Annotated in this window: 21 protein-coding genes; 7 read left to right on the plus strand and 14 right to left on the minus strand. The window is 48.8% G+C overall.

What is annotated here, in order from left to right:
* The first annotated feature begins 153 nt into the window (after positions 1-153).
* Positions 154-2361 (plus strand): DUF3987 domain-containing protein, encoded by a 2208-nt coding sequence (locus HMPREF1536_RS10155; RefSeq protein ID WP_028730268.1) that lies wholly within the window; start codon positions 154-156, stop codon positions 2359-2361.
* 282 nt (positions 2362-2643) lie between these two features.
* Complete coding sequence (locus tag HMPREF1536_RS10160) at positions 2644-3099, plus strand: HU family DNA-binding protein (RefSeq protein ID WP_028730269.1); 456 nt, start codon at positions 2644-2646, stop codon at positions 3097-3099.
* Between the two features lie 7 nt (positions 3100-3106).
* Here the strand turns inward: HMPREF1536_RS10160 and HMPREF1536_RS10165 are convergent, their stop codons facing one another.
* Positions 3107-3331, minus strand: a complete 225-nt coding sequence (locus HMPREF1536_RS10165; protein WP_028730270.1) for a DUF4248 domain-containing protein — start codon at positions 3329-3331, stop codon at positions 3107-3109.
* Between the two features lie 83 nt (positions 3332-3414).
* Here HMPREF1536_RS10165 and HMPREF1536_RS10170 point away from each other — a divergent pair, with 83 nt between their 5' ends.
* Together HMPREF1536_RS10170 and HMPREF1536_RS10175 are read left to right on the plus strand one after the other, a co-directional pair.
* Positions 3415-3906: a glucosaminidase domain-containing protein gene (locus HMPREF1536_RS10170; protein WP_028730271.1), complete on the plus strand. Its 492-nt coding sequence runs from the start codon at positions 3415-3417 to the stop codon at positions 3904-3906.
* A gap of 36 nt (positions 3907-3942) precedes the next feature.
* Positions 3943-4140, plus strand: a complete 198-nt coding sequence (locus HMPREF1536_RS10175; RefSeq protein ID WP_044193606.1) for a hypothetical protein — start codon at positions 3943-3945, stop codon at positions 4138-4140.
* 7 nt (positions 4141-4147) lie between these two features.
* Here the strand turns inward: HMPREF1536_RS10175 and HMPREF1536_RS10180 are convergent, their stop codons facing one another.
* The 10 genes from HMPREF1536_RS10180 to HMPREF1536_RS10225 form a co-directional block, all read right to left on the minus strand.
* On the minus strand, positions 4148-7063 hold the full coding sequence (locus HMPREF1536_RS10180; RefSeq protein ID WP_150115615.1) for a FimB/Mfa2 family fimbrial subunit: 2916 nt from the start codon (positions 7061-7063) through the stop codon (positions 4148-4150).
* Positions 7064-7077: 14 nt separating this feature from the next.
* Positions 7078-8745: a hypothetical protein gene (locus HMPREF1536_RS10185; RefSeq protein WP_028730273.1), complete on the minus strand. Its 1668-nt coding sequence runs from the start codon at positions 8743-8745 to the stop codon at positions 7078-7080.
* Between the two features lie 354 nt (positions 8746-9099).
* Positions 9100-10191 carry a type IX secretion system ring subunit PorN/GldN gene (porN, locus tag HMPREF1536_RS10190; protein ID WP_028730274.1) on the minus strand — a complete coding sequence of 364 codons (1092 nt, stop codon included), beginning with the start codon at positions 10189-10191 and terminating at the stop codon, positions 9100-9102.
* Positions 10192-10235: 44 nt separating this feature from the next.
* Positions 10236-11804: a type IX secretion system motor protein PorM/GldM gene (gene porM / locus HMPREF1536_RS10195; protein WP_028730275.1), complete on the minus strand. Its 1569-nt coding sequence runs from the start codon at positions 11802-11804 to the stop codon at positions 10236-10238.
* 23 nt (positions 11805-11827) lie between these two features.
* The gene (gene porL / locus HMPREF1536_RS10200; RefSeq protein WP_225607955.1) at positions 11828-12940 is read right to left on the minus strand and encodes a type IX secretion system motor protein PorL/GldL; all 1113 of its coding nucleotides are present in this window, start codon (positions 12938-12940) and stop codon (positions 11828-11830) included.
* Positions 12941-12960: 20 nt separating this feature from the next.
* Positions 12961-14388 (minus strand): T9SS ring complex lipoprotein PorK/GldK, encoded by a 1428-nt coding sequence (gene porK / locus HMPREF1536_RS10205; RefSeq protein WP_028730277.1) that lies wholly within the window; start codon positions 14386-14388, stop codon positions 12961-12963.
* A gap of 3 nt (positions 14389-14391) precedes the next feature.
* Positions 14392-15336 carry a PorP/SprF family type IX secretion system membrane protein gene (locus HMPREF1536_RS10210; RefSeq protein ID WP_028730278.1) on the minus strand — a complete coding sequence of 315 codons (945 nt, stop codon included), beginning with the start codon at positions 15334-15336 and terminating at the stop codon, positions 14392-14394.
* A 153-nt stretch (positions 15337-15489) separates the two neighbouring features.
* Positions 15490-15711 (minus strand): DUF2795 domain-containing protein, encoded by a 222-nt coding sequence (locus HMPREF1536_RS10215; RefSeq protein WP_005633363.1) that lies wholly within the window; start codon positions 15709-15711, stop codon positions 15490-15492.
* Positions 15712-15785: 74 nt separating this feature from the next.
* The gene (locus tag HMPREF1536_RS10220) at positions 15786-16349 is read right to left on the minus strand and encodes a cob(I)yrinic acid a,c-diamide adenosyltransferase (RefSeq protein WP_028730279.1); all 564 of its coding nucleotides are present in this window, start codon (positions 16347-16349) and stop codon (positions 15786-15788) included.
* Between the two features lie 46 nt (positions 16350-16395).
* The gene (locus tag HMPREF1536_RS10225) at positions 16396-17187 is read right to left on the minus strand and encodes an O-methyltransferase (protein ID WP_028730280.1); all 792 of its coding nucleotides are present in this window, start codon (positions 17185-17187) and stop codon (positions 16396-16398) included.
* Positions 17188-17329: 142 nt separating this feature from the next.
* Here HMPREF1536_RS10225 and HMPREF1536_RS10230 point away from each other — a divergent pair, with 142 nt between their 5' ends.
* The 3 genes from HMPREF1536_RS10230 to HMPREF1536_RS10240 are packed head-to-tail and all read left to right on the plus strand — an operon-like array spanning position 17330 to position 20324.
* Positions 17330-17659 (plus strand): hypothetical protein, encoded by a 330-nt coding sequence (locus HMPREF1536_RS10230; RefSeq protein WP_046151786.1) that lies wholly within the window; start codon positions 17330-17332, stop codon positions 17657-17659.
* A 44-nt stretch (positions 17660-17703) separates the two neighbouring features.
* The gene (locus tag HMPREF1536_RS10235) at positions 17704-19860 is read left to right on the plus strand and encodes a TonB-dependent receptor (RefSeq protein ID WP_028730281.1); all 2157 of its coding nucleotides are present in this window, start codon (positions 17704-17706) and stop codon (positions 19858-19860) included.
* A complete protein-coding gene (locus HMPREF1536_RS10240) occupies positions 19857-20324 on the plus strand; it encodes a DUF4625 domain-containing protein (RefSeq protein ID WP_028730282.1) in 468 nt (155 codons plus the stop codon). The genes HMPREF1536_RS10235 and HMPREF1536_RS10240 overlap by 4 nt, the downstream gene beginning before the upstream one ends.
* A gap of 78 nt (positions 20325-20402) precedes the next feature.
* Here HMPREF1536_RS10240 and HMPREF1536_RS10245 read toward each other — a convergent pair whose 3' ends face one another.
* The 3 genes from HMPREF1536_RS10245 to HMPREF1536_RS10255 all read right to left on the minus strand — a co-directional run bounded on the left by HMPREF1536_RS10245 (position 20403) and on the right by HMPREF1536_RS10255 (position 25240).
* The gene (locus tag HMPREF1536_RS10245; protein ID WP_028730283.1) at positions 20403-21770 is read right to left on the minus strand and encodes a Gfo/Idh/MocA family protein; all 1368 of its coding nucleotides are present in this window, start codon (positions 21768-21770) and stop codon (positions 20403-20405) included.
* A gap of 12 nt (positions 21771-21782) precedes the next feature.
* Positions 21783-23258, minus strand: a complete 1476-nt coding sequence (locus HMPREF1536_RS10250) for a beta-N-acetylhexosaminidase (RefSeq protein ID WP_052349951.1) — start codon at positions 23256-23258, stop codon at positions 21783-21785.
* 131 nt (positions 23259-23389) lie between these two features.
* A complete protein-coding gene (locus HMPREF1536_RS10255) occupies positions 23390-25240 on the minus strand; it encodes a RagB/SusD family nutrient uptake outer membrane protein (RefSeq protein ID WP_044193615.1) in 1851 nt (616 codons plus the stop codon).
* Positions 25241-25257 lie beyond the last annotated feature (17 nt).

The following is a 25257-nucleotide window of genomic DNA, read 5'->3' on the forward strand; positions in this document are numbered from 1 at the left end:
TGCACGGCTCAGACGGCTTCAGGGCTGTTTCGGGCTTTGCCGAAGAGTGCCCGAGTCCTCTGTATCCGGTCTTTTTTAAGGCTTTATCCTTCGAAACGAAATGGCTAACTTTCGCGTATAATAAACCGGCCTCAGGGCACAATACTAAACATTATGAATGCAACATCCTCTGTTTCCTTTTTTGAGAGACTTTACCTACCGGCTTCCAACCCCCTGACCCTCGAAGAGATCATCATCCTGATCCGTACCCGCCGCTGGGAACATGGGATAACCGCCTACCGGGCTGCACTGGCTGCCGGCGACAAGGAAGGAGCGGGGAAGCTGAAAAGCCAACTACCCGGCTTCACCCCGTCGGGATCGTTCGACGGCGGTCACCGTGCCAACCAGCTGAAAACCTACAGCCGTATCATAGGCCTCGATTTCGACCATGTGCCCGACCCGGCTGCCCTGGCCGCCCTTTTCCGGGGACTGGCTTTTACGCTGGCCCTTTTCGTCAGCCCCGGCGGGCAGGGACTGAAAGTGTTTGTCGTGGTCGATACCGACCGCGAACACCATGCCGCCGCCTTTGCTGCGGTGGCTGCCTGCTACGAACAAGCGTCGGGGCTCACGGCCGACCGTGCCTGTAAGGATATCTGCCGCTGCTGTTATGTCAGCGACGATCCCGAAGCCTGGTACAATCCCGATGCCGAAACCTTTTCCCCCGCTTCCGTTGTTCCCGCACAGGTGTTTGTACACGACTGGCTGCGCGCCCATCCCGCCCTCGAAGGCAACCGCAATCACACCGTCTACCGTCTCGGTTGTGAGGCCAACCGGCGGGGCTTCAACGCGGAAGAAACAGCCCGTTTCAGCGTACCCCTGTTGCAGGCTCCGGACTTTTCCGAAGAAGAAATATTGCAAGCCTTATCGTCTGCGTATCAGGGTAATACCTGCGAACACGACACCCGCCGGAATACCGGAAGGACACAAAAGGACAAAAAGGACACCGCCACAATTTCAGGTGAGGAACTGCGTGAACGTACCCCTTTTCTACCGTTCACAATCACCGACGGCCTGCCCCCGTTACTGGCCGATGCCCTTCGCTTCTATGCCGACCGTCGGGAACGCGACATGGCTTTTCTGGCCGCCTGCACCGTATTGAGCGCCTGCCTGCCGGGTGTGTGGGGCGTATATAACCGTAAGCGTGTCTACCCCCATCTTTTCACGGTCGAAGTGGCTCCCCCGGCTACCGGTAAAGGCTGTATCAACGATATGCGCTGCCTGGCCGACCGGTACGCCTCGCTGATCGAAGCGGAGACAAAGCGCAAGGAGGACGACTACCTGCAGCAACTCGAAGAATGGGAGTTGAAAAAGACGCTCGCCCATCAGAAGAAGCAACCGGTCAGGATGGCGGATGCCCCGCAAAAAGCATCCACCTGCTATTTCTTTATCCCTACCCAGATCACCAAGGCGAAGCTGCTGATCCATCTGGCCGAGAACGGCGAGACGGGCGGCCTGATGGTAGACAGTGAGATCGATACCCTGCTCAGTGCCGGGCGGCAGGACTACGGCCAGTTCGACGACCTGCTGCGTAAGGCTTTCCAGCACGAACCGGTGGCTTCTTCACGGAAGACCGGCAACGAGATGATACGCATCGAACGTCCGCGTCTGGCTGTGTTGCTGGCCGGTACGCCGGGACAGTTTTCGCGGCTGGTGCCGGATGTGGAGAACGGTTTTGCCAGCCGCCTGTTGCTTTATACCTGCCGGAGCCAGGCGGTATGGCAGGATGTATCGTCGGCGGGCGAGGCGATCCATTTCGATACGTATCTCAGCACGCTCAGCGAACGGGTCATGGAGGTTGCCCTGCTGTTGCGTAAGCGTCGTTTGCAGGTATTGCTTACGCAGGAGCAATGGGTGGAACTGAACCGTCATTTCGAGCGTCTGCTGCACGAAACGGATGTGTTTGGCGACGAGACCTTCCTGGGTGCCGTAAAGCGTCACGGACTGATGGCCTACCGCCTCTGTATGATCTTTACGGCGCTCGAAGCCGCCTCGCTCGATTACGGGGTGGATAAGCAATATTGCAACGCCGTGCATTTCCGTGCCGCCCTGGCTATCGTGGATGTCTGCCTCGAACATAGCCGCCTGCTGATGACGCAGTTGAAAGCATCCGACGAGACACCCGAGTTGACCTGTCCGGATTATTTCCGCCAGCTGTTCGACCGCCTGCCTGCCGAGTTCAATCTCTCCGACCTCTATGCGCTCACCCAGGCGGTAGGTATCAGCGACCGCACCGTCCGCCGCCACCTCTCCCGTCTGGAACCGCAGTACATCACCCGCCTGTCTCCCGGCCTCTATCGCAAAACGACTACCCCCGCCGCCTGAAATTGTGGCGGTGTCCTTTTTGTCCTTTTCTGTCCTTTGCTCTTTCAAATGCTTATTAATCAGTAGCCTACCCTATGACGTACCCTGCAACACCCTATATCGTGGGAGGGAGTACCCTTTAGGGGGGCGGGGGATAGGTTATAGGGTGGTTTTTCCTCTTTCTTCCCCATCTTTCCACTCTCTCCCTCTCTTTCCGTTGCTTTCCGCTGGCCGGGCGGGGGTGGTTGTATCTTTGTTATGTGATTAATAAACAAGGTGTTTTACTTAAAAAACTAAATGATTATGCCAGCAAAGTACACATTAGTGTTGCGCAAGGACATGCGCAAAGGGGCTGCGGAAGACAGCAAGTTATATTATGCCAATGCGAAAGCGGCGGGAACCTGCGGGATGTATGAATTGTGCGATCTGATCTCGCTGTCGTCTACCGCTTCGCCGGGCGATGTGCGGTTGATCCTCGACTCGCTGATCGAGGTGATGAAGCGCAGTTTGGGGAAAGGGGAAGTCGTACAGGTGGGCGAACTGGGTAATTTCCAGTTGCAGTTCGGCAGTACCGGTACGGCGACGAAGAAGGAATTCAACCAGGCGTTGATCAAAAGCAAGCGTATCGTATTCCGTCCCGGTAAGGTGTTGCGCGACTCGATCAGCAATTATTCCTTTGAAAAGATACCCGAACCGTCCGACACCACAGGGGGCAACGAAGGCGGCGGTGGCGAAGACGACCGCCCGGTGATCGAGTAACCACCCCTCAGGGCTCACCCAGGTGGTGGACGATATAGTCTTTTTGCCTGGGTGTAAGGAACTTCTTACGGGGATGCCATCCGGAGGCTTCCAGTTGGTCGACGAGCTTGTCGCTTACGCGAACCCATTTCAGCAGCTGCATCGTAGCACTTTTCTGAGAAATATTCGGGAAATATTGCAAGGCAAGCTCGCCCCATCCCCATACTCTGTTTTGATTGAATGAATTTTCCATAATGCTTGTTATTGAAGGTTTGTATAGCTATAAATATACTAATAACCAGGCATATATGCAAACATTAAACACTTAAATTACGTATGAAAAAAGATCAACAAGTGCAGTATCTGCAAACCTGTCTGTCGGCGGCCGAGAAGGCAGGTTACACGTATGACATGAACCCGGTAATGATCCTGGCACAGGGTGCCCTGGAAAGCGGCTGGGGTACTTCCTTCCTGGCCAGGGAACATCGTAACTACTTCGGCATTATGGGGTATGGCGCATCGAATGGCTATTGGCACGGTGAGAGGGCCAGGATAGAGGGGGCGAACGGGGTACATTATTTCCGTCGTTATGGCGGGGCGGAATTCTCTTTCCTGGATTTTGCCCGGCTGATCCGCAGCGGTTATCATCGTGCCTGGAGTTTCAGCCGCCAGCCGGAAGCCTATGCCAAGGAGATTGCCTACAGCCCCTATATCAGCGAACAGAACGGGGATAACCGCGAGCAGTATCGCCGCAGCCTGGTTGCCGTCTACGAGCAGATCGTCACATTAAAGGATATGTACGATTGGATGCGGGGCAGGGCGGCATAACCGGAAATAATTATGAACTATAAAACAACGACTACAATGAACAAACTAAGACAAATCCTGCAATTTATCAGGGCCCTGCTGGGCTTTTTGTTGGGCCTTAAAAAGAAGGAGACAAATGAGAAAGAAGAGAAAGTGGCTCTGCCGGACAATCAGCCGGTGGTGGCTCGTGTGTTACCCGGTGATACTCCCTGCTGTTATGTACAGCAGGGAGTATGGGTGGTAAAGATGATCTGAGTATCGCTTAATCCCTGACGCAACGGATGGAAGCGGCATTCAATGATGTGGTAGATATGCTACCCGGTTTCCATCTGTTGTGTTCTTGCGCCCATACATTGGTATTTCCTGTATTCTGAAACGGTGCCGAAGCAGAAGACGTCCAGTAATAACCGGTTTCTCCGGGATAATACAGCAATCCCATTTCCTGATTGGGGCTTCTTCTTCCTGCTGAAGGCAGGAAGATAGAGGCCTTGTTATTCGGGTTAAAGATAACCACCCCTGGATACGCTACCTGTGCCGTGCTTGAAGCAACGCTATAACGGCTTGCTGATGTTGTACCGTCCACCTGCCTCTTGATCGGGCGGCGGTCGAAATAACCGTCGGCATAAAGGCCGTAGCGCTGTTTCAGGTTCTTTTCATCTTCCACGTTTTCGAGATAGGTCGGCGAAGAGTTGTAGCGTTGTACTATCCTGTTCGGGTATGTGTCGAGCGGCCCTGTCCATTCACCGATATCTCCTGCTACAGGATTGGCCCACATCGATTGCCGCCATTCCGAATATTGTATTTGATCCTTATGGTCGGTCGGTGTTGTCTGGTTCCCCAGGTAATCGCATTGGAACATAAAAACGTTGGAATCGTTAACCCGGTTGAAGTTGGGATAAAGCCCGTTGTAACTCACCTGATTGGTATATCCGTCCGATGGAAGATGGTATCCCTCCGGGCACAGTTCGTAGTTAGCCTTCATATTCCATGTCACCCCGTCTCCGGTGCCGTTATCCCAGATCGGGCGCGGGTATTCCTCTTCGCTCCAGTCGCTTCCCAGGTTAGTCGCGTCCGGGTAGGCCGGATTGTAAGCCCGGCGGGGATTTACAGGCGAGTACCATTGGAACAGGCTGCCGGCTTGCGACGGATACTCCACGAATTTGGCACCTTTCACCGAAAGGTCGTAATATATGTTTGTCCTGTTACTTGCATTCAGGAACTGGTTGGCCGTCAGGTTAAAGTTGGAAACCTTCCTTGCCATGTTACGGGTTTGCGACGCTAAAGGGCCTTGTCCTATACCGTCTTCCGGGCGCATGACGTAATCGTCGGCTTCCCCCTGTCTGACGTAGATGCGGTCTCCCGGTTCCCATCCGTCATTACCATATTCGTGCTTCACAAATATGGTGGCATATCTGGGCTTCTTTAAGCTACCTTGTCCTGACGCATCCGAAGTATTTGCCGTCTTCCAGCCCACCCGGAAATAGATTCGGCCTCTTCCTTTGATATACGTACCTCCTTCATTTTGATAACTGTTAGGGACAACAGGATATTTTTCAGGATCGCCGGGCGAGTCTGTTCCGACCTTTGGATCGAAGCTGGGGGTAGTGCTTATAATTACCTGATCCTCTCCGTCTTCTACCCAGGCTTCCCATTTCGCCAGCCTGCTGGTACTTCCGATCCTTCCTTTTTGTCCGGTAATGATTCGTTCGCCGGTTTCGTTGTCGCGGGAGAATACACCTACATAGGGATATTCCCAGGTCATGTGTCCGAAGCGGCGACCTTGTTGTTTGGTTCGGACGGTAATTTCCCGTTGCAGCTTGCCTCCATACAGATCTTCTCCCGAAAGGATCAGGCGGAATGTCTGTTCGCCCGGATCGTTATATTCGTCGAGCAATATATCCATGTAGCCGTGTCCTGTCTTCAGGCCCTTGTCGTAGGTGTACGAGAAGCGGGAGGTTTTGTATTCTACATAAGTACCGTAATCTGTTATATCTCCGTCTTTGAGCGGCAGATCATTAAATGTTTCATCTGTCAACCTGCTTGTCGTACCGGAAGTGCCGACATATACGTCTGGCAATACATGTACCTTCGCCAGATTGGAAGAGAAGGTGATCCGCGCCCCGTTGAAATCGGTTATGTCGGCTTCTACCTGCGAGACATTCAGCTGGCGGTCTTGTACCTGCCAGTCTCCTTCTCTTTCTCCCCAGTTGGAGACGGTGATATTCAGGTCGAATGGAAGTTTGACCGATGCCTGCACCAACAGCGCCGCATCACGGGGAAGGGTATAATTATCTTTCTCCGCGCCGTCGACTCCTGCCGTATGTATTTTCAGTTTGGCGGCGGGATCGTAGAGGCTTTCTAAATTAACGCTGAATACCACCGCCTTGTCTTCTTCGTCTGTCGGCGAGAAATTACTGAAAGGGAGGATGAAGCGGGTCATTTGCTGCACCCATACTACGCCCCTGGCCGTTTGTTCGGAGGTGGGTGCAACCTGTTGAAAATAATCCTCGTCGACAGTAAATGTACGGGTGACGTTCCTGGCGGCAGAGCTGTTGTCGCCGGAAAGTAACGGCACTTCGGCAGGGATATTACCGAATGTCACGCCTTTGAAATCGTCCGACAGGTTTTCGTTGGCTTCCAATTGGATGTCGATACGGGTGGCCAGCCGGCTTAGTTTAAGTTCCAGCGGATTGTGTGTCACATCGTCTACCTTCGATTGGCCTTCGTTGCCGAGCACTTCCACCTCTTTTATTTCCTGGCTCATCGGGATCTCGTTCAAAGAGTTGACCGCCGAAGCCGGATAAGAGATGTTTTTCAGGTCGGAATAGGTCATTATCCCGTTTAAGGGGGAGGTGGTTTCCGGATACGGCTCGTTGGCCAGAAAGATAAAATTGTATGTCCCTTTGGGGATCTCATGCTTGATGATATCGTATTTTTTTGCCTCGTATCTTTTGTTGCTGACACATACACCCATTGCATCGAATCCCAGGATACGAAGATTTACGATCTTATCGTCGAGCTCCGCATTTTCCGGGTAATTAGAACGGAAAAGCGTGTTGCTTTTGATAAACAAATGGGCTATTCCGCTTGTTTGCTTTTGCTCGAACTCCTCGGAGCAGGACACAAAAGAGACGATACAGCCGAGAAGCAGTAATATAAAATGTAAGTTTCTATTCATTAGTGCATTTATAATTATAATACAATGATATGTACTTTTATTCGTTGTTCTGCTGTCAAGTATTCTGTAATCTTTTTACTCATCGATACGTACGCATCGCCTTCGCCGCTCCCGTTGACATGCAGGTCAATCAATCCGTTGTCAACCGTAATCCGGTGGGGATCGTTGCGAACCGGTTCCCCTCCGGGCGAAAGTTGAAGCCAATTGCTCGGATTGGGCGTGTTGCTGTCTATCATCGGGTAATTTTCGATATAGGCCGATGTGTATTTGCCGACATCCGGAGTAAAGTTGCTGATCACGGTTCCGGTGCTTACGGGAGCATAGCGTCGGACGGTGATAATCTTTTGCAGGCTTCCGAGATGGATTTCGATCTCACCCTCGGTAAACCCGTTGGTGACTTTTATCTTGACATCATACGGGGTAGTGCTCGAAAGAGGAATCAGCCCGTCCGACGGAGCGACGATCTCCAGACCTGTAGTCAGGGATCTGACCGTCCTCTTATCCGGGAAAGGCGTTTTGCAGTCGGTCACCATCGTAAATGCCGTATATTCGGTTGCACCGTTTTGCGGTGCATAGAGCTCGTAATGCGAGTTGGTTACGCCGAGGTAATAATCGTTGTTCGCCTGTATCTCATATCCTGAGTTGTCTTGTATGAGTACCTCGTAGTTCAGTCCCGTATTCGAGGCGAGTGATTTCTTTACATCCTCTATCGTGGCATATCCGGGCCCTTCCACGGAGGTAATGGTAAATTCGTATAAATAATTGCGTTCCACATCGAGCCTTTCTCCGTTTGCCACCAAGCCCATCTTGTAATAAGACGCCTGTCCCCTGTATTCTCCCCTGATGATCAGGTAGGTGTCGTTGGCGGCAGCATCATACCCCGATTCATACAGGTAGATCGGGTTGCTTGCCGTACTGTTCGATTCGGCCTGTATAAAGTCGGGACTGTAGGATGCGTTGCTGCGGTATTCTATCAGGTTTGTATTCGCATAAGTGAGCGAACTGTTCCAGTTATATAACCTTGACTGTTTCGATGTATTGACAACGGCTGTGATACCCAGCAGTGTAAAATAGGGGGATGTGCTCGACACAACGATTTTGGCTGCAACACGTTTCAGCTCGACAGTCGGTATCGGGATGCCGACATCGATGCCGGAAACACTGACCAGGGCATTCATACTTAGTTTCTCACCTACGAAAGGTGCAGTAGTCTGCGGATTGCCCAGAGGTTCCGTTAATATCTTTTCGCTGGCATATTGAAGACTGCGGACAGGATCCTTCAATGCCGCATTAAATCCATCTTCGCTGTAATCGTAGGCTGTGCTTCCGATATAGAACTTATCCTGGGGGTTGGCCAGCATCAATAACTGGCAGGGGCCTGTCTGTTTATCCAGATAAACGTACGACTTGCCGTTGTTGTATTCCGCCTTGGCTGCCTCCGCGAATGTCGCGTTGCCGTCAGAACCGGTAAATACCAGAACCCAAGGAGTTTGATCGAGTGCATTTTCGTTCGCACCTGCACGGGTGATAGGTAATCCGTAAGAACTTGATTTTGTGTAAAGTTCGAATTGGATTTTGTTATTAGAAGGAGGTGAATTATCTTTCAACTCTTCTCCGGTTGTACATGCCTGGAATAGTAAGGACAGTAATCCGATGAAATAATATATATATGCCTTCGCCATTCTTTTTAATAATAAACAAATATGACTTTCCTTTTGTTTGCTTTTACTGGTTCAGGGGGGTATAACGTTGTATCTCAAGGTGCCAATTACAAACGAAATAGGAAATTACATACTCATGTTCTACGTCTTTAGCCTGACGTATTGATAAAATAAAGTTCACGCTTTTGCAAAGGTAATGATTGTAAGTGGAATAAGAGATAAGTATTTAGTTAATTTTTGAAAGCGCCCCGATTGGGGACTAGAGGATGTTTTTCCGTATGTGCTATCTCCTGCAAAAAAAATAACAGTGAATAACAACCGGCGGCTATTCACTGTTATTATCCCGACTAGCGGGTATTATCTTTCAGTTTCCTTTTATCTTCTGCGACGTACGCTACGTACCGGAGATGATTTCTGGGCTTTCGGAGCTTTTGTCTTGACTGTCTTTTCTTTGGTTTCCTTGACCGCCTTTTCGGTGGTGGCACCTTGCTGTCCGCGAGCCGATTTCTTAGCCTTCTTAGCCACTTTCGGGTCTTCCACCTGGGTTGTGTCAGGCTGGAACCAGAGAGCCTTTTCAAAGGCAACCAACTGGCCTTCGATGCGATCCTGTTCCCTCTTCATCGAGTCGGGAGTCGGGCAATAAGCCTGCAACGGCTGGTTCATCAGGTTCTGTGTCTTGATGATATCTCCTTCAAACATACGGCGGCGGAAATAGTCGTCGAGCGTAAAGGTCATAGCGTTGTTGATGTTGGACGTCATGATAAACGCTGTATTGATATACGGACGGATACTTTCGTAAGGGATCCAGAACATCGGCATGGTTACTTCGCCCACATCACCCGAAGAGGTCATGATCGGGCAGATAGCCAGTGTCTTTACATCGAATACCGAATTATTCTGGTCGAAATACCAGGCTTCCTTTACATAGTAGGAGCGGACGCTTTCGGAAGGTATGTCGCTTTCGTTGATCACGAAAGTGCTGCCTTCAGTCCCTCTGCCGGCCACTTCCTCGTAGTAGATACTGAAACGGTCGAGCATCTCTTTCAGGTTGACCTTGCTGCCCTCGCTGAAATCTTCGTAACCGTCTTCATACTGGTATGCATCGATCTTACCTTCGCTGATCAGACTGAAGATGATGGAGAAAAGGTTCATCTGCCCGTTCATCGGAGTGACCGGATAATACAGGGGAGCGTTCTTTTCCTTCATCAGGTCTATCTGACGGTACATGACACGCATCCAGCGGGCGTTGCCCACTTCCTGTGTCATACGCTCGTTCATATCCTGTGCCCGCACGGTCAGTTCGGGTATACCGGTGTCTTTCTTATCATTTGCCCGTTCTCCGCGGGTGGCCTGCGGGCTTCTTCTTGCCCGTTGCTGGGTGTTTCCTGCTTCTTCCTGTGCCTGTATGGAGGTCGCTGTGAAGAACAGGGCGCTTGCAATTGCCAGTATGTAATAAAAACGTTTCATATTTTATATTCTTAGTTTGAGGGCGGTTCGCGAACCGCCCCTACTTAATTTACAATGACTTCGATCGGTGTAAGGGTACGTTCCAGTCCGTCGGGCCCTTTGGCTACTACGCCCCGGATGAAGAAACGTTTACCTCTTGTCAGACGGCGTATCCTGTCTTTCTGGCTGTCCGAGAAGCTGGCACCCTGAGATACTTCAGGTATGGCATTTCCCATCGAGTCGAAGAAAAGCAGTTCGAAACGTAATACGTTAAATTTGATATTCAATATATCATCGTCGATAGCAGCCTGAAGGACTTCTGTTTCGATCAGATTACGCTTGCTCATGTTACCACCGCGGAATTTACGCACATTCCCGTTTTGATCCTTATACTCGATGTAAGGCATCGGATCGGGCAGGGCACGTACGCGGAAGGTATTCTTGGCCATTTCCACGCTGCGGCCGTCGGCCATACGGGCGTTGACGGATATCACGGCATCGGTTCCTACCTTCGACGGGCGGGCTTCCCATATATCGCCCTTGCGTGTCAGGGTACCGTTGGTCATGGTAGCTGTAATGTTTCCGCTCGGTACACCCGGTACGGCGATACGCATATCGTTGGCGATACCGGCATATAATACGTTCATTAACAACGGTGCTACGGTTGCACTCGGTTCGGTCACGAAATATTCGCTTTCGAAGTTCTGGCGCATTATGCTACCGTCGTTATTAGGCATTTCGATATATCCCTTGATAGGGTAAGTTCCCGGTGTACCTGCTACGGCGGTGAATAGCCCCTTGCTGTCAGCCGGCAGTTCCTTTCCGTTGACAAAGACGGTTGGACGTTTGGTCGAGTCGACTGCCGACAGGACGATGTTCGCTTTATACTGGCTTCCGCGCATCACGATCTGGCTTTCCGGTATTACCTGGGCTCTGATCTGGTTTACACGGTAGTCGCCTACGTCGACGCTGCTCAACAGGTTGTTCAGCACTTCTCCTTCCGCATAGCGGATATCGCTTTGCAGCTTGGTCAGCAAAGTAACAGCTGCTGCCACCGGCATATTTTCAAACAAGGCCTCTTCCCAGGTGCGGGTATTGATACCGGCTTTGTGGGGAGGTGTCGTGCTCAGGCTCGCTTCCAGGACACGGGTCTTGGCGCTGTCTTCCACCATTTCACCCATCATGGAACGGTAGGAGTCGATGGCTTCGCGCAATTTCTTGCCTTCACCGGTGACCGGGGCCAGCATGACGCGTGAAGCGGCTTCGAGGTCGTCTTTATGGTCGATCTTATTTACGTCGGCATCTTTTCCGTCAGCAATGACTGCGATACGTTCTTTCAGCTCCTGTACGTAGTTGTACAGGCTGTCGGAAGCCGTCTTGACCTGCTGGCCTTTGTCGTACCATTCTTTCACCTTTTCGGGGTTACTTTGGTAATAGGCAGCCAGTTCGCCGGATACGATATCGTTTCGGTGGGACGAGTTGTCGATAGACGTTCGTAAACTGTCTTCCACTAACTCGAAACCATCGAGAACCTCCGACGACACATTCAGTGCCATCATCGCGATGAACACCAGATACATCAGGTTGATCATCTTCTGACGGGGCGAGTTGGGATTATTTGCTATTCCAGACATTTTTCTTCAGTTTCGTTTGTTTGTTATCTACCGGCTTGTTGCTGGCCAGGATTGTTTGTATACGGAGGCTGCTGCTGGTATCCGTACGGTTGCTGGTACGGCTGCTGATAGGCAGTCTGCTGTTGCTGGTAATTAGGCTGCGGCTGTTGTGGTTGCGGTGCGGGTTGCTGGTAAGCAGGGGCTCCACCCATATTGACAGTCATAGCTTGCAGCAAACGGCTGTATACCTGGTTCAGTTCGGCCAGCTGACGGGTCATCTTTTCCGTTTCGTTGCGGAATACCGAGCTGTCGGTTACCGAACCGTCGTACATTTCGCGGATGCGGTTCAGGCCGCCGTTGATATGTTCGATCGACTCGATCTGTGAACTGATACTCTTCAATTGTATTTCGTAGATAGTGTTCAAACCGGAGATATTGCGGTTCAGCGTTTCCATCTGGTGCACATAGCCGCGTGAGTTCTGGCTGATACCGTCCGAGTTGTCGGTGATGCTCTTATAAGAGTTAAGCAGCGTGTCCGAAACGTCGGTCAGTGAGTTGGTTACATGACTGAAACGTTCCATGTTTTCCGACATGCCCGACAGTTGTTCCAGGTATTTCTGGGTGGCTTCGGTCAGTTCCGCCATCTTCGAGATCTGTTCGGCTGCACCGCTCAGTTTCTTGATGCTTTCTGAGAGGTTCTTGGTGTCTTCTTCGCTGACGTCGAGGTTGCTCAGGACGGAAGCTCCACCGAGGTCGCCTGCGATACTTGCTTTTTTAACGCCACCGACGTTGATGTTGATGCCTGTCGAGGTATTATCGTCTTCCTGGTTTTCAGGAGAATTGATCAGATTGCTCATGCCTGTTCCTGCAAAGTCGGGACGATCCATCGGATTCTTCGATTTCAGAACCGGGAATACTTCTTCCCAGTGATATTCGTTTGAAGGATGTTCGAACGCAGAGATAAAGAATACCAATGCTTCCACAGTCATGGCTATACCAAGTACCCAGTTAGCATATGGTACGTGCAGTAACTTAAACAAGGCACCGATAATAACGATAGATGCTCCCCAGCTGTAACAGAAATTCAACGCTCTCTTTCCCATTTCGCTGGAAAGGAACATCTCAATTCTGTTTTTATATCTTCTATATTTTCCCATAATGTTGTATGTTTCTTATATTATTTTTTACCTTTTGAACGGGAGAACCCTACTTGTGTACGTGCGCAACGGAAACCGATATATGAACGTGTTTCGTTCTGGAATTCGAACGTACGCATATCCGAACGGATGAACTGTGCGACATCTTTCCATGAACCGCCGCGTACCACTTTCTTCTTCATGGCATACGGGTCTTCCTTCGCCGCATTGTAACGGAGGTCGGGGTTCATATCGCTCATCTGGCTCGGGCCTGATTCAGAATACATGGTAGATGTCCATTCCGCCACGTTACCGGCCATGTCGAACAGGCCGAATTCGTTCGGGGCGAAGGAACCTACCCGTGAAGGGATCAGGTGGCCGTCTTCCGTATAGTTTCCTTTTCCGGGTTTGAAGTTGGCCATGAAACAACCTTTGGAGTTTTGTAGCTCGTCGGTCGACCAGGGATATTTGTTCTCGTTCTTACCGGCACGTGCGGCATATTCCCATTCACCCTCTGTGGGCAGGCGGAACGGCTCGATGGCTTGTCCGGACGGGAAGTTCAACGACTGTTTGAACATATCGGTGCGCCATACGCAGAATGCGGTAGCCTGTTCCCAGGAAACACCTACTACAGGATAATCGTCATATCCCGGGTGCTGGAAGTACATGCGCATATAAGGCTCGTTGTAAGCATTGTTGAAGTCGTTTACCCAGCAAGTTTCATCCGGGTAGACATTGACGAAGCGGGTGTGAAGGAAATCCCACGGGCCGCTCAGCGGACGGGTGAGGGTTTCGTTGATGATATTACCGTCGTCGTCGATGTAGGCCGTATCCTTCGAGATCATGATTACCTCGTTCGGGTCGACCTGTATATCGGTGTTACGCACACGTTCGTCCGGATCGAGACGGTTCTTGCGGAGAGCGGCTGATGTGTAGTCGTACCACTCATATTTATAGACCATCTGCTTTTCGTCCAGACGTTTCTCGCCGGTGATCGGGTGCACATAGTAAACGCTCTCGATGGCGCGCAGCTCGTCTTCGTTGGCCCGTTTCCAGGGGATCGGACGGCTCCAGTCCAGATGCGGAGTCACAGGTTCGCCATATCTGTCTTCGGTGATCTTGAACAGATCGTTGCCACCGAAAGCAGGGTCGGCCAGGCGTTCGCGGATGATAGAGTCGCGTACCCAGTAGACGAACTGACGGTATTTGGCGTTGGTTATTTCTGTTTCGTCCATCCAGAAAGCGTCAAACGAAACTCCCTTTGTTTCGGGATTGATCCCCCACAACGAGTCTTTGTCTGCCGGCCCCATTTCGAACGAACCTCTTTTGATCAGAACCATGCCATAAGGCGAGGGTTCATTAAAAGCCACTGACCGTACCCCGGTAACTTCTCCTCCCGCTCCGGAAAGGGATTTACCACATGAGGTAAGCAAGGCTACTGCCATAAGTACTAATAATACTTTTTTCATATACTATAATATACGTACACTTTTATGTCTGTTCTTTCCTGTTTTTGTCTTCTTCAACTTCAACTGGTACCGTACTACTACTTCGTGGCTACCGGTACTTGCCTTTAATATCGCCGTGGTAGGGAAATCGTAAGCATATCCAACCTGAAATCTGCCGAATGTGGCTCCCAATAATACTACTACCGATTCATTCACACGCCAGGAAAGACCTCCGTTAAACATTTTATTATATACCATTCGGGCGGTAATGTCCGCCTGAAACGTCTGCATGTCCGTTTTTAGAAATACAGAAGGCTGTAATTCATACAACGGATTATTAAATTGAATATTGTATCCACCTGTCAAATTTAATCCTGTAGACAGGTAGGTATAGGCATTTTCTTCAAATTGCATTTCAGGGGCGGTCAGGTGGGTTGCTCCGAAACCGACGTAGAAATGCTTGTGGGTATAGTAAACGCCGGCATTCACATCGAGTGCCATAGCCTGTACGGATGTACGGGGAATGGCTTCGTCTTCCAGTTGGTGGTAGTCGCTTTCGGGAATATATACCTTTGTCCCGTCGAAAGTTTTATTGAAGATGCCTCCCTGCAGTCCGACACTTAATGTCCCACCGAAAAGTTTCTGCTTATAGGCATACTGAAAGGCGACCTTCGTGTTTTGGTAAAGTCCGATACTTTCCGTGTTGACTACCAGTCCGATACCGTGGTTTGTCTTTCCGAATGTCAGGGGCATATCGGCGATCACAAAGAAAGAGGTTCCGGCCTGGGGCATCCCGATCCATTGCTGGCGGAAGAAGCCGAGCATGTTCAAATCTCCTGTCGTTCCGGCATAGGCGGGGTTGTAATACCCCATACCCAGGAAGTATTGGCTTAACTGCACATCATCCTGTGCCCGCACGCTGACCGTGCAGGTAATCAATGCAATAATAAACAGGAAGACTCTCTTCATTTAACTATAACTAACGAGGTGAAAGAAGTTTCACCCCTACAATAACGCGGCGAAAAGGTATAAATTGTATTTCGCACAAAAAAACAAACGAGGCAGGGAACCGTTAGAGCCCACCACCTCGCTTTTATTTCAATACGTTGTGTTTACAGCACATCAATATTCTTCTTCATTGAAGAAAAAGTCTTCTTTACTTGGATAGTCAGGCCAAATGTCTTCCATACATTCGTAAATCTCGCCTTCGTCTTCCATTTCCTGCAAGTTCTCAATTACTTCCAGTGGCGCACCGGAACGTTGTGCATAGTCAATCAATTCGTCCTTGGTTGCAGGCCAGGGTGCGTCTTCCAGTTTTGAAGCTAACTCTAATGTCCAATACATAGTTGTCTAGTATTAACAACTGCCTTGAAGGCAGTTTGGTTCTCAAATTTTCCGCAAAAATAAAACAATATTTCTTAGATGCAAGTATAATCCCAAATAATTTCTTTGCCATTATTCTTTATACACTCTTTCCGGGCCAGAACAAACAGATAATCAGAGAGTCTGTTGATAAAAATAAGTACAGGCTCTTCTACCGGATTTGTTTCGGCCAGGCGGTAGATCTGGCGCTCTGCACGACGACAGACTGTGCGGCAGACATGTGCCAGTGAGGCGGAACGGCTTCCTCCGGGAAGGATAAAGTTTTTCATCTGCGGCAGTTCGCTGTCGATGCGGTCTATTTCGCGTTCGATGCGTGTGATGCTCTCGGGGGTGACTTTACTTTCTATCTTCAGCTCGGTTGTTTCCTGATCGGTTGCCAGGTAGGAACCGATCGTGAATAACTTATGCTGGATGAATGAGAGGAAGTCGATATCCGCCTGGTCGTCGAGGGCAGTGATAAGCAACCCGATGAATGAATTCAGTTCATCGATCGTTCCGTAACTTTCTATGCGCTGGTGCGCTTTCGATACCCGCTGGCCTCCTACGAGAGAGGTTTTACCCTTGTCTCCGCCTCCGGTGTAAATAATACTTTTCTTCATATACTTCTTTTTTTAATTTTCAACACTCTCTTTTCTGTTCCCGCCGTCAGAAGTAGACGATATAATTCCGTTTATGCAGTTTCTTATTAAAGAATACGATCCCCATTGAATAGAGGTCGATCGTTACCGTTACTTCCGGACGCGCACAGATTTCCTTCCAGAACTCCCTCATTTTCTGATTGGCCTTGATTCCCTCAAAAACAAAGAGAGAGCCGTCGTGTGCATACTTCGTACATTCATTAAACAACCAAACGTTATCAGGTTGTTCATATAAGGTATTAAAAAATACAAAATCCACTTGTTTAAGGTCTTCCAGTGCTTGTGGAAGCAGTTCCTTATTAGACCCGATGCGCAGGTCGACCGGGTTGTGGCCTCCTTTTTCGTAGGCGATCCGGGCGATAGGTGCAAACTCCGGAACGTTTTCGAAGGCGATACATTTCAGTCCGGGGGCATACGAGGTCAGGTAGAGGGTGGATAATCCCATCGACGAACCCAGTTGCAGTATGTTCCGCGATTTAAAATAGTTTGCCAGCCGGAAGAGCAAAGCCCCGTGTTTTGGCTTGATCGCTTCGCGTTCCACTATCTCTCCGACCGTACGGTGGCGCAACTTCCCTTTCTGCTGCCTGTCGGGATAGGCAATGACATCGTCGCGGAAAAGAAGCTGTTTCCGGATCAGCTCTATATCGTAAAAGCTATAATACGAGCAACGTTCCTCAATCACCTTCGTTATCAGGTTGAATACGAATGGCGAATGAACTCCGTAACCGCGGCGGTACCGTATGCCCCGGTATAAGAGTACGCTTTTGCGCAAGGTATTAGCTTTGGGTATTATCTGCATTTCACATTTTGTATTTGCCACACAAAAGTAAGATATTCTTGTTTATTGGCAATAATTAGCATCTAATGATTACGGACAGAAAGAGAATATCTATATATTTGTCGCGGCAATAAGGTTATTTATCATTCTAGTGGAACCATTTGTGAAGGCAGAAAGAAGAAAACAAGTATTCCTGGCGTGGGTATTGCTTTTGGTCATGCTTCCGTTCTTCGTCGTGAAGATCGCGCACCGGCATGAACTGAAAGAGACGACCTGCTGCACTGCTTCACATACCGAAAAAGGGGATACCCATTCGCAGAATCCCGACCACTGTCTGATCTGTAATTTCTTCCTGTCTCCTTTCCTTGAGTCGCATTCACTTGATTTACATTTTATACTGACGCTCAGTCCTGTCGAGCGCATGACTACCCCGAATGGGAAGGCTTTCCAGCTTTCTTATTCTCCTAACCTCCGTGCTCCGCCGGTAGCCTGATACATATTAAATCCATTATTTTCTAAATTAAACAGATTGTATTTATGCGTATCGGAATAATTCCGGGTATGCTTGCGGTATGTCATGTATGTACCCTTCATGCCCAAGATCCCGATTCACTCCGCAATGTGTCGCTTTCCGAGATCGTGGTTACTGAAAATTTCCAGTATCTGCGGAATAAGAATACGACGCTTCATCTGGATGTGGTTGGGAAAGAGTTTCTAAAAGAGCATTTCTCCGGCAATCTGATGCAGACTCTGGAACAACTTCCCGGGGTTCATTCTATGGATATCGGTTCCGGCTTTTCCAAGCCGGTGATTCGTGGTATGGGTTTCAACAGGGTATCGGTTACGGAGAACGGCATCAAGCAGGAGGGGCAGCAGTGGGGTGCCGACCATGGGCTCGAAATAGATGCTTTCAATGTGGAGCAGGTTAATATCAGGAAAGGGCCGGCTTCGCTCTTGTACGGGAGCGATGCGATGGGCGGCGTGGTGGAGATCACACAGGCGGCTCCTCCGTTCGACGACCAGGTGTTCGGCGAAGTCGATCTGCTGGGCAAGTCGGTCAACGGCCTGTTCGGTGGCTCCCTAATGCTTGGTGTAAAGAAAGACCGCTGGTATACGAAGCTGCGCTATTCGGAGCAGCATTTCGGCGATTACCGTATCCCGACGGATACGATCAGTTACCTGACACAGAAGATCCCCGTCTATAACCGTCGGCTGAAGAATACCGCCGGGTTTGAGCGCGACGCAAGTCTGTTCACTCAGTACCGGAAGGGGCGTTATATGGGTAATTATGCAGTCAGTAATGCTTATCAGAAGGTGGGTTTCTTTCCAGGGGCTCATGGTATTCCTGATCCGTCGCGGGTGCAGGACGACGGCAGTTCACGGAATATAGAGTTGCCGTATAGTTTTGTAAACCACCTGAAAGCGACTACCCACCAGGAGTATGCGTGGGAGAAGCTGTTGCTTCAGTGGGATCTGGGTTACCAGAATAACCACCGGGAGGAATGGAGCCAGTTCCATACCCATTACGGCACGCAGCCTGTGCCTGACAAAGATCCGGATAAGGAGCTGGCTTTTACCCTGAATACGTTCAGTTCGGGGGTGAAGGTGCGGTTTACGGGATCTCAGGTGTGGGATCATAGTGCCGGATGGGATTTGCAGTATCAGCGGAATACCATTTCGGGTTATTCGTTCCTGCTGCCGGAATATACCCGTTTTACGACAGGCCTTTCATGGCTGACTACCTATAAGCCGACGGATGTATTTTCGGTCAGCGGCGGGTTGCGTTATGATATTGGGAAAACTGATATCAGTCCTTTTACGGACGCTTATCTCGCCACTTATCTTCAGGAACAAGGATATAGCCAGGAAGTCATAGAGATGAATAAGATTCGCAGCCATGCCGTAGACAGGAGCTTCGGCGATTACTCCGGTTCATTGGGTATCGTCTGGTCGCCGGCAAAGGAGCATCTTCTGAAAGTGAATGTCGGTCACAGTTTCCGTTTGCCGGGAGCGAATGAGCTGGCATCCAATGGCGTACATCACGGTACTTTCCGCCATGAGCAGGGTGATCCCGACCTCGACTCCGAGCGGGGCTGGCAACTGGATATGGCTTATTCCTTCTTCGGAAAGTTCTTTTCGGTAACTATATCGCCCTTTGCCAGTTGGTTCAGCAACTATATCTATCTGAAACCGACCGGTGAATGGTCTGTGCTTCCTCATGCGGGACAGATCTACCGCTATACGGGAGCCGAAGCCCTGTTTGCCGGGGGAGAAATCTCGGCGAAGGTGTATCTACCGTTGCATTTCACTTACGAGTTGGGTGGCGAATATGTCTATACCTACAACTGCGACGAGCATATACCGCTTAGTTTCTCCCCTCCGGGTTCTTTACGGAACACGCTTTCGTGGGAAAAGAAACGTTTGCGTTTCTATGCTGAGCATCAGTATATAGCCGATCAGAACCGGGTAGCCCGGAATGAAGACCCTACGCCGGGTGCGCAATTATTGCATCTGGGTGCCGGTTTCCGTATTCCTGTGGGAAGCACGGATGTAGAGGTAACCTTGTCTGCCCGGAATTTACTGAATACGAAATATTACAATCACCTTAGTTTTTACCGGAAGGTTGAGATCCCGGAACCGGGACGTAACTTCCAGATTTTAATAAAGATTCCATTTAAAAAATTACTCAAATGAAAACAGCATTTTATCTATCGATAGTAAGTATTCTGGCAGTATCTGCCTTGTTTGTATCATGTTCGGACGATGAAAAAGACGGCGACACAACGAAGCCGGTCATCAACCTGATCGAACCGGAAGAGGGAGCGATGTTGAAGCCCGGTTCTACCATCCATTTTGAAATGGATCTGTTGGACGATGTGATGCTCGGTTCCTATAAGGTGGAGATACATAACAATTTCGACGGACACGACCATACGAAGGCGGCAGCAGATGAAACGGTCGCTTTCGCATTCAACAGGTCATGGGACGTATCAGGCCAGAAGAATACGCATATCCACCATCACGAGATCGAGATACCGGCCAACGCAAAGGAAGGAAATTACCACCTGATGGTCTATTGCACCGATGCAGCCGGCAATGAATCGTATGTGGCAAGGAATATCGTGTTGAGCAAAGATGGTGCGACAGGGGAGCATTGATCTTTAACACAGAAGAAAAAGAGACTGTCCGGTAATGTGGGGGCAGTCTCTTCCTTAATTCATCTATTCGATAACCGGTTATTCGTCTTTTGTAAAAGTAATGCCAGGAAGAGGTATTTCAAACTTTTTCAAGTCTACATTGACCAGCGCAATTTCTTCTGGCAATGTATTCAGTGGTGAAGAAATTATTTGTTCCCAGGTATATTTTTTTCCTGAATAGGCTGATTCACGTGCCATGACAGCGGTTAGGGCAGACGTAGCGACTGTTTCTGCTATATCCAGTACTTTCCCTTCCCGAATATGGTTTATCAGCATGATATGTTCGAGCGTGTACATATCATGTACTTTGAACTTTGCTTTTGCTTCTTCACGGTCGTATTGCCAGATCACTTCTCCGTTCCTGTTTCGGATGGAAAAGTCACTGCTGTGCCAGGAGCCTTTCTCTCCGTGGATGATGATACCGGCTCCGTTGTCGCAACCATCGATTCTCCGTACCATGCCATCTAATGTGACCCCATTCTCGTATTCAAAATGCATGCTGAAGTTATCGTATACATTCCCGATATTTTTACGTATCCTGGAGCCATAAGCTATGACGTTTATCGGTTTAGACATAGAGAACCAGTTAAATACATCGATCCAATGAACCAGCATATTACTGATCTGGTCACCATTTACCCAGTTCCAGTTGAAATGGCCGCGAATCATGTATTCCATATCTGTCCATTTGGGATGGCGTACGATGTACTGGTCGCGTCCCGTGTGGTAATAGACATATCCGGATATGATCCGTCCGATCATTCCTTCCTGCACTTTCCGGAAGGAAGCGACAAATGGGCGGTCGAAATGGTACTGTGTGCCGGGTAAGATACTGAGACCTACGTTTACAGCTTGTTTTGCTGCTGCCAGAAAGGTACGGTAACCCACCGGATCGATAGCTGCCGGTTTTTCGACAAAGACGTGTTTCCCTTTTTCTATGGCATATTTCATCTGTTCGGGGTGAAAACAGTTGGGAGAAGCTATCAATACAAGATCGACAGGTAGCTCGCAGACCTTCTGATAGGCATCGAAGCCTGTAAAACATAATTCGTCAGGGATATCCACGTTTTTCCCTGTTTTTAGTCGTTGCCGTCCTGCTTCCAGTTTATCTGGGAAAAGATCCGCCAAAGCCATTATTGACAGATCATCTCCTGCCTCTAAAAAGTTGAAAGCTGCTCCGATACCTCTCCCTCCGCAACCTATTAATGCCGCTTTTATCGGTTTTCCGTCAATTGCTTTGTCCGGAAGTTCCGGTATATATAGCTCGTCGACGGGATGCAAAGGAATCTGTTTTTCCTTATCCGAACAGGAGGTGAGCAGTAAACCGGAGCCAATACTGTTGCCCAGGCCCATAGTCGCTATGCCAGCCAAGAAATTACGTCTGGTTAATCCTTCTTCTGAAGCCATAGGAAATAAGGTTTAATTTACTATTCTATTCAGTGTTTCGTACATCGTATATAATTTCTCATTGCGTGTACGGTTTATTTCTGCGATCTCTTCGTCGTGTAGAAATCCTTTGTTCAAGGTGAGGAAACGTTTGTCCAGCATCTTTGCTTCCCGGATTAGCGGTTCCAGTTCTTTCAAGAATGTTTTAGCACTCCCCCTTTCAAACCGATCTGACTGGTATCTGTTTTCTATCTCCTTAAAACTTAGGTATTGTACGCGTATATCGTTCATCAGACGCAGATGCTCGAATTCTGTATTGTTTTTTTTCGGTTGCAGTGCAGATAATTGTCTTTGCACGGCGATGGCATCAGTTTTCATCTCTTGGACAGGTTTTCCTTTAGGATCTTTTCCTCGAGTGACAGTTTCCTGTGGTGCTTTCAGTGTTTGCCACAGTATTTCGCTTTCTTGTGGCGTAAAACCAAAACGTTCCTGCCCGTATTTAACGACAAATGTTTGCGGGTCGATAGGTGTGTTGTTTTTTAGAGATTCTCCGTAGGCTGCAACCAGGATTCGGAAGCCTGATAACGGATATACATATCTGACAGGAAACATTTCGATGACTTCCCAGCCGGTATCGTAACTGAACCCATAAGTTCCGGATGTGGACCAGGAAGTCATGACCATTCCCTGATAGCCGACTTGACGGGCATAAGGTATAAATGTTTTCTGGTTGTTGAAATGCTTTTCCCATTGTGTCAGATAGATATTATCCGGATGGCTTCGGATGGATGGGGCTCCCCAGAAAGTCACTCCGGCATTGAACAGGTTGTCCAGATTCCCGAAATGATTACGGTCCCAGCCGTAATTCCAGTCGACATAGATAATATCTTTAGGCAATTCATTCAGTGCTTCTGGGTATTTCAGGATGATATCTGCCCAAAGGACAGGTTGCTTTCCCATTGATTTGACAATTTCGCACATTGCCTTTACGTAATCGACAAAGAGCTTCGACTTGCCTTCTTTCTGTACTTTTTCAGCACATGCTTTGCAACTGCCTAACAAGTAGGTTTCGTCACATCCGATATGGAAATAACGGGAAGGATGAAGTTCGGCCATATCCTTGAATATTTCTGTGAATATGGGTTTGCATTCGTTTATTTTTAAAGGGCATACCTGTGATACCTCTTTCCTGTCTTCTCTCAGGTGAGCATATCGGTCGTGGCGGAGAATGTATTCGGAATGGCTAAAACAGTTTTGCAGTGGGATTACATCGATACCGAGGGAAGTACAGTAGGTGATAAACGACTTTACCTCTTCACGTGTATAGGCATATTTGTTGGAGATGGTCGCATGTTTGTTGTAAGGAAAGGAACCTTCCCATTCCATAATGATTGTGTTGATGCCGAAGCCAGCTAGTTCTTTAGCAAAGTTTTTCAGAGCAGGCATGGTCATTACCTCGCAACGAAGATCAATGTGGAAACCTTTGACAGTGAAATCCTGTTTATTCATCGCCTTAGGCGATGAATAAACAGATGGACATAACGCGAAGGTAAGCAGTATCAGTATACATATGTACTTCAGGCTATGTATAGGACTTGTTGATATGTTTTTCATATTCATGATTGTTTATAATTTGATATTTATAGAGTAGATAAGCCGGTTTCCGGAACTTCCGCCAATGGTGTTATATTCAACTCCACTCCTGTATATCCGGGGTTTTGATTGATTCGCCCGGATGAATTACCGTCGATATCGTTCTGTGGTATCGGCCACCAGATATGGTAAGGACTCATTTTAAATTCTGCCCCATTCAATGCTTTCACCCCTTTGTTATAGAAGTTCCCTCTATCCATAATCCGGTCGTAAAAGTAGTTATTTTGTGACAATGTGGCCATACTGTAGGTCCTTCCTTTGTAATCGGACTTTCCTGTTCTTGCATATAACAATGCAATACGGGTTAACTCGATCTTGCGATTTTCTTCGTATAGCAGTTCGCGGGTACGTTCGTCCAACAGGGTTTCCATATTTATTTCTCCAACATTTAACGGAGCAGCACCAGCACGGGTACGTACTGCATTTATATCGCGGGCTGCCGAAGTGGGGTCGTCTTTCCATAGATAAGCCTCTGCACGTAATAGGTAAGTTTCAGCCAGACGCATGATGTACATATCCGAATAACCTCCGTTATATTGGGCGGCTGTGGCTGCGTCAGGTTCTTCAATGTATAATTTGTAATGAGCCCATTCGCCCCAGTTTCTTAGCGTGTCGATACATAATAGCTGTCCGTCGTCGCTCCATAAACGTATCGGTTGGTGGTAATACGGAGTTCCTTTGAGATCCGGATTGTTATAGACGAGATCGGTCATTTTCATCCAGTTACCGGGAGTATGACGCAGGTCGTTGCCATCGTCCCATACTCCATTCGAACTATACCAGGTCAGGCGACAACGTCCGATTCCACGGCCATAAATACCGTTATAATCCAGCTCGGGTTCCTTTAAACGTTTGTCGGACATACCTGGTTTCCCGTCGGGAGTTTGTATACGGTTGGTCGTATTGACCCAGAATGGAACGAAGTTACGCATTGACAATGTTTTTTGGGAGGATTTGGCTGTTTGATATTCGTAGCGGTCGAGTGTAGCCAATAATACCTCCTTGTTTTCCGTACTGTTTTTGTTCAGTGGGCGGTGTAAGTCCCAAAGAACATTTTTGGAATTATCAGAGGCATCGATACCGAAACGGTTGGTCATTAGGCTATAGCGTCCGTCATCGATAATGGAACTGGTAGCTTTTATTGCTTCATCGAACTCACCCAGCGTCAGGCATATCTTTGCCAGAAGGTGGTAGCAGGCTCCTTTGGAGACACGTCCCCTGTCATTGTTTTCCGCAACCCATTGAGCTGCGAACTCCATATCCGACTTGATCTTCTTCAGTATGCCGTCGCGTTCAACAGAGCAGAGGTTGGTGACTGGTGTTTCCACTTCTGTGAAGATAGCCGGTATATCATTGAATAACATGCAGAGACGGTAATACCGGAAGGCTCTGTGCCATAAAGCCATACCCAGAATGTTGTTGCGTTCGGCTTCGGAACTGTATATTGCATCGTTTATTCGGGTTATAACGGTATTGGCATAACGTATTCCCAGATAATCGTTCGTCCAGTACCAGTACATACGATTTGTCTGGTCCCAGTTATTGTTGGCTGTCGGTAGAATTTTCTCATTCAGGTTCTGAGCAGGTCCGGAGATATCTGTTGTTCCTAATACACATTGTTCCGAAAAAATCATAGCGGTAAGTATAGGGGCGTGCTGTCCCACAAACTCTTCACGTAACAAACGGTCGCAGGAGGTGATGGAACTCAGCATACCTTCTTTATTGATCAGGGTGTTGCCCGGTGAATAGAATGACAGTGGATCCGGTTCCAACCAGGATTCGCTACAACTTGTGGTCAGAAGTATTGTTGTCAGTGCTGTATATATTATTTTTTTCATGACTGAATAGTATTATT

The organism is Parabacteroides gordonii MS-1 = DSM 23371, from assembly GCF_000969825.1.
GTDB lineage: Bacteria > Bacteroidota > Bacteroidia > Bacteroidales > Tannerellaceae > Parabacteroides > Parabacteroides gordonii.

Bases quoted from the DNA above. Each gene is read 5' to 3' on its own strand.
- HMPREF1536_RS10155 (WP_028730268.1), top strand. From the start codon at position 154: ATGAATGCAACATCCTCTGTTTCCTTTTTTGAGAGACTTTACCTACCG.
- HMPREF1536_RS10160 (WP_028730269.1), top strand. From the start codon at position 2,644: ATGCCAGCAAAGTACACATTAGTGTTGCGCAAGGACATGCGCAAAGGG.
- HMPREF1536_RS10165 (WP_028730270.1), bottom strand. From the start codon at position 3,331: ATGGAAAATTCATTCAATCAAAACAGAGTATGGGGATGGGGCGAGCTT.
- HMPREF1536_RS10170 (WP_028730271.1), top strand. From the start codon at position 3,415: ATGAAAAAAGATCAACAAGTGCAGTATCTGCAAACCTGTCTGTCGGCG.
- HMPREF1536_RS10175 (WP_044193606.1), top strand. From the start codon at position 3,943: ATGAACAAACTAAGACAAATCCTGCAATTTATCAGGGCCCTGCTGGGC.
- HMPREF1536_RS10180 (WP_150115615.1), bottom strand. From the start codon at position 7,063: ATGAATAGAAACTTACATTTTATATTACTGCTTCTCGGCTGTATCGTC.
- HMPREF1536_RS10185 (WP_028730273.1), bottom strand. From the start codon at position 8,745: ATGGCGAAGGCATATATATATTATTTCATCGGATTACTGTCCTTACTA.
- porN (WP_028730274.1), bottom strand. From the start codon at position 10,191: ATGAAACGTTTTTATTACATACTGGCAATTGCAAGCGCCCTGTTCTTC.
- porM (WP_028730275.1), bottom strand. From the start codon at position 11,804: ATGTCTGGAATAGCAAATAATCCCAACTCGCCCCGTCAGAAGATGATC.
- porL (WP_225607955.1), bottom strand. From the start codon at position 12,940: ATGGGAAAATATAGAAGATATAAAAACAGAATTGAGATGTTCCTTTCC.
- porK (WP_028730277.1), bottom strand. From the start codon at position 14,388: ATGAAAAAAGTATTATTAGTACTTATGGCAGTAGCCTTGCTTACCTCA.
- HMPREF1536_RS10210 (WP_028730278.1), bottom strand. From the start codon at position 15,336: ATGAAGAGAGTCTTCCTGTTTATTATTGCATTGATTACCTGCACGGTC.
- HMPREF1536_RS10215 (WP_005633363.1), bottom strand. From the start codon at position 15,711: ATGTATTGGACATTAGAGTTAGCTTCAAAACTGGAAGACGCACCCTGG.
- HMPREF1536_RS10220 (WP_028730279.1), bottom strand. From the start codon at position 16,349: ATGAAGAAAAGTATTATTTACACCGGAGGCGGAGACAAGGGTAAAACC.
- HMPREF1536_RS10225 (WP_028730280.1), bottom strand. From the start codon at position 17,187: ATGCAGATAATACCCAAAGCTAATACCTTGCGCAAAAGCGTACTCTTA.
- HMPREF1536_RS10235 (WP_028730281.1), top strand. From the start codon at position 17,704: ATGCGTATCGGAATAATTCCGGGTATGCTTGCGGTATGTCATGTATGT.
- HMPREF1536_RS10240 (WP_028730282.1), top strand. From the start codon at position 19,857: ATGAAAACAGCATTTTATCTATCGATAGTAAGTATTCTGGCAGTATCT.
- HMPREF1536_RS10245 (WP_028730283.1), bottom strand. From the start codon at position 21,770: ATGGCTTCAGAAGAAGGATTAACCAGACGTAATTTCTTGGCTGGCATA.
- HMPREF1536_RS10250 (WP_052349951.1), bottom strand. From the start codon at position 23,258: ATGAATAAACAGGATTTCACTGTCAAAGGTTTCCACATTGATCTTCGT.
- HMPREF1536_RS10255 (WP_044193615.1), bottom strand. From the start codon at position 25,240: ATGAAAAAAATAATATATACAGCACTGACAACAATACTTCTGACCACA.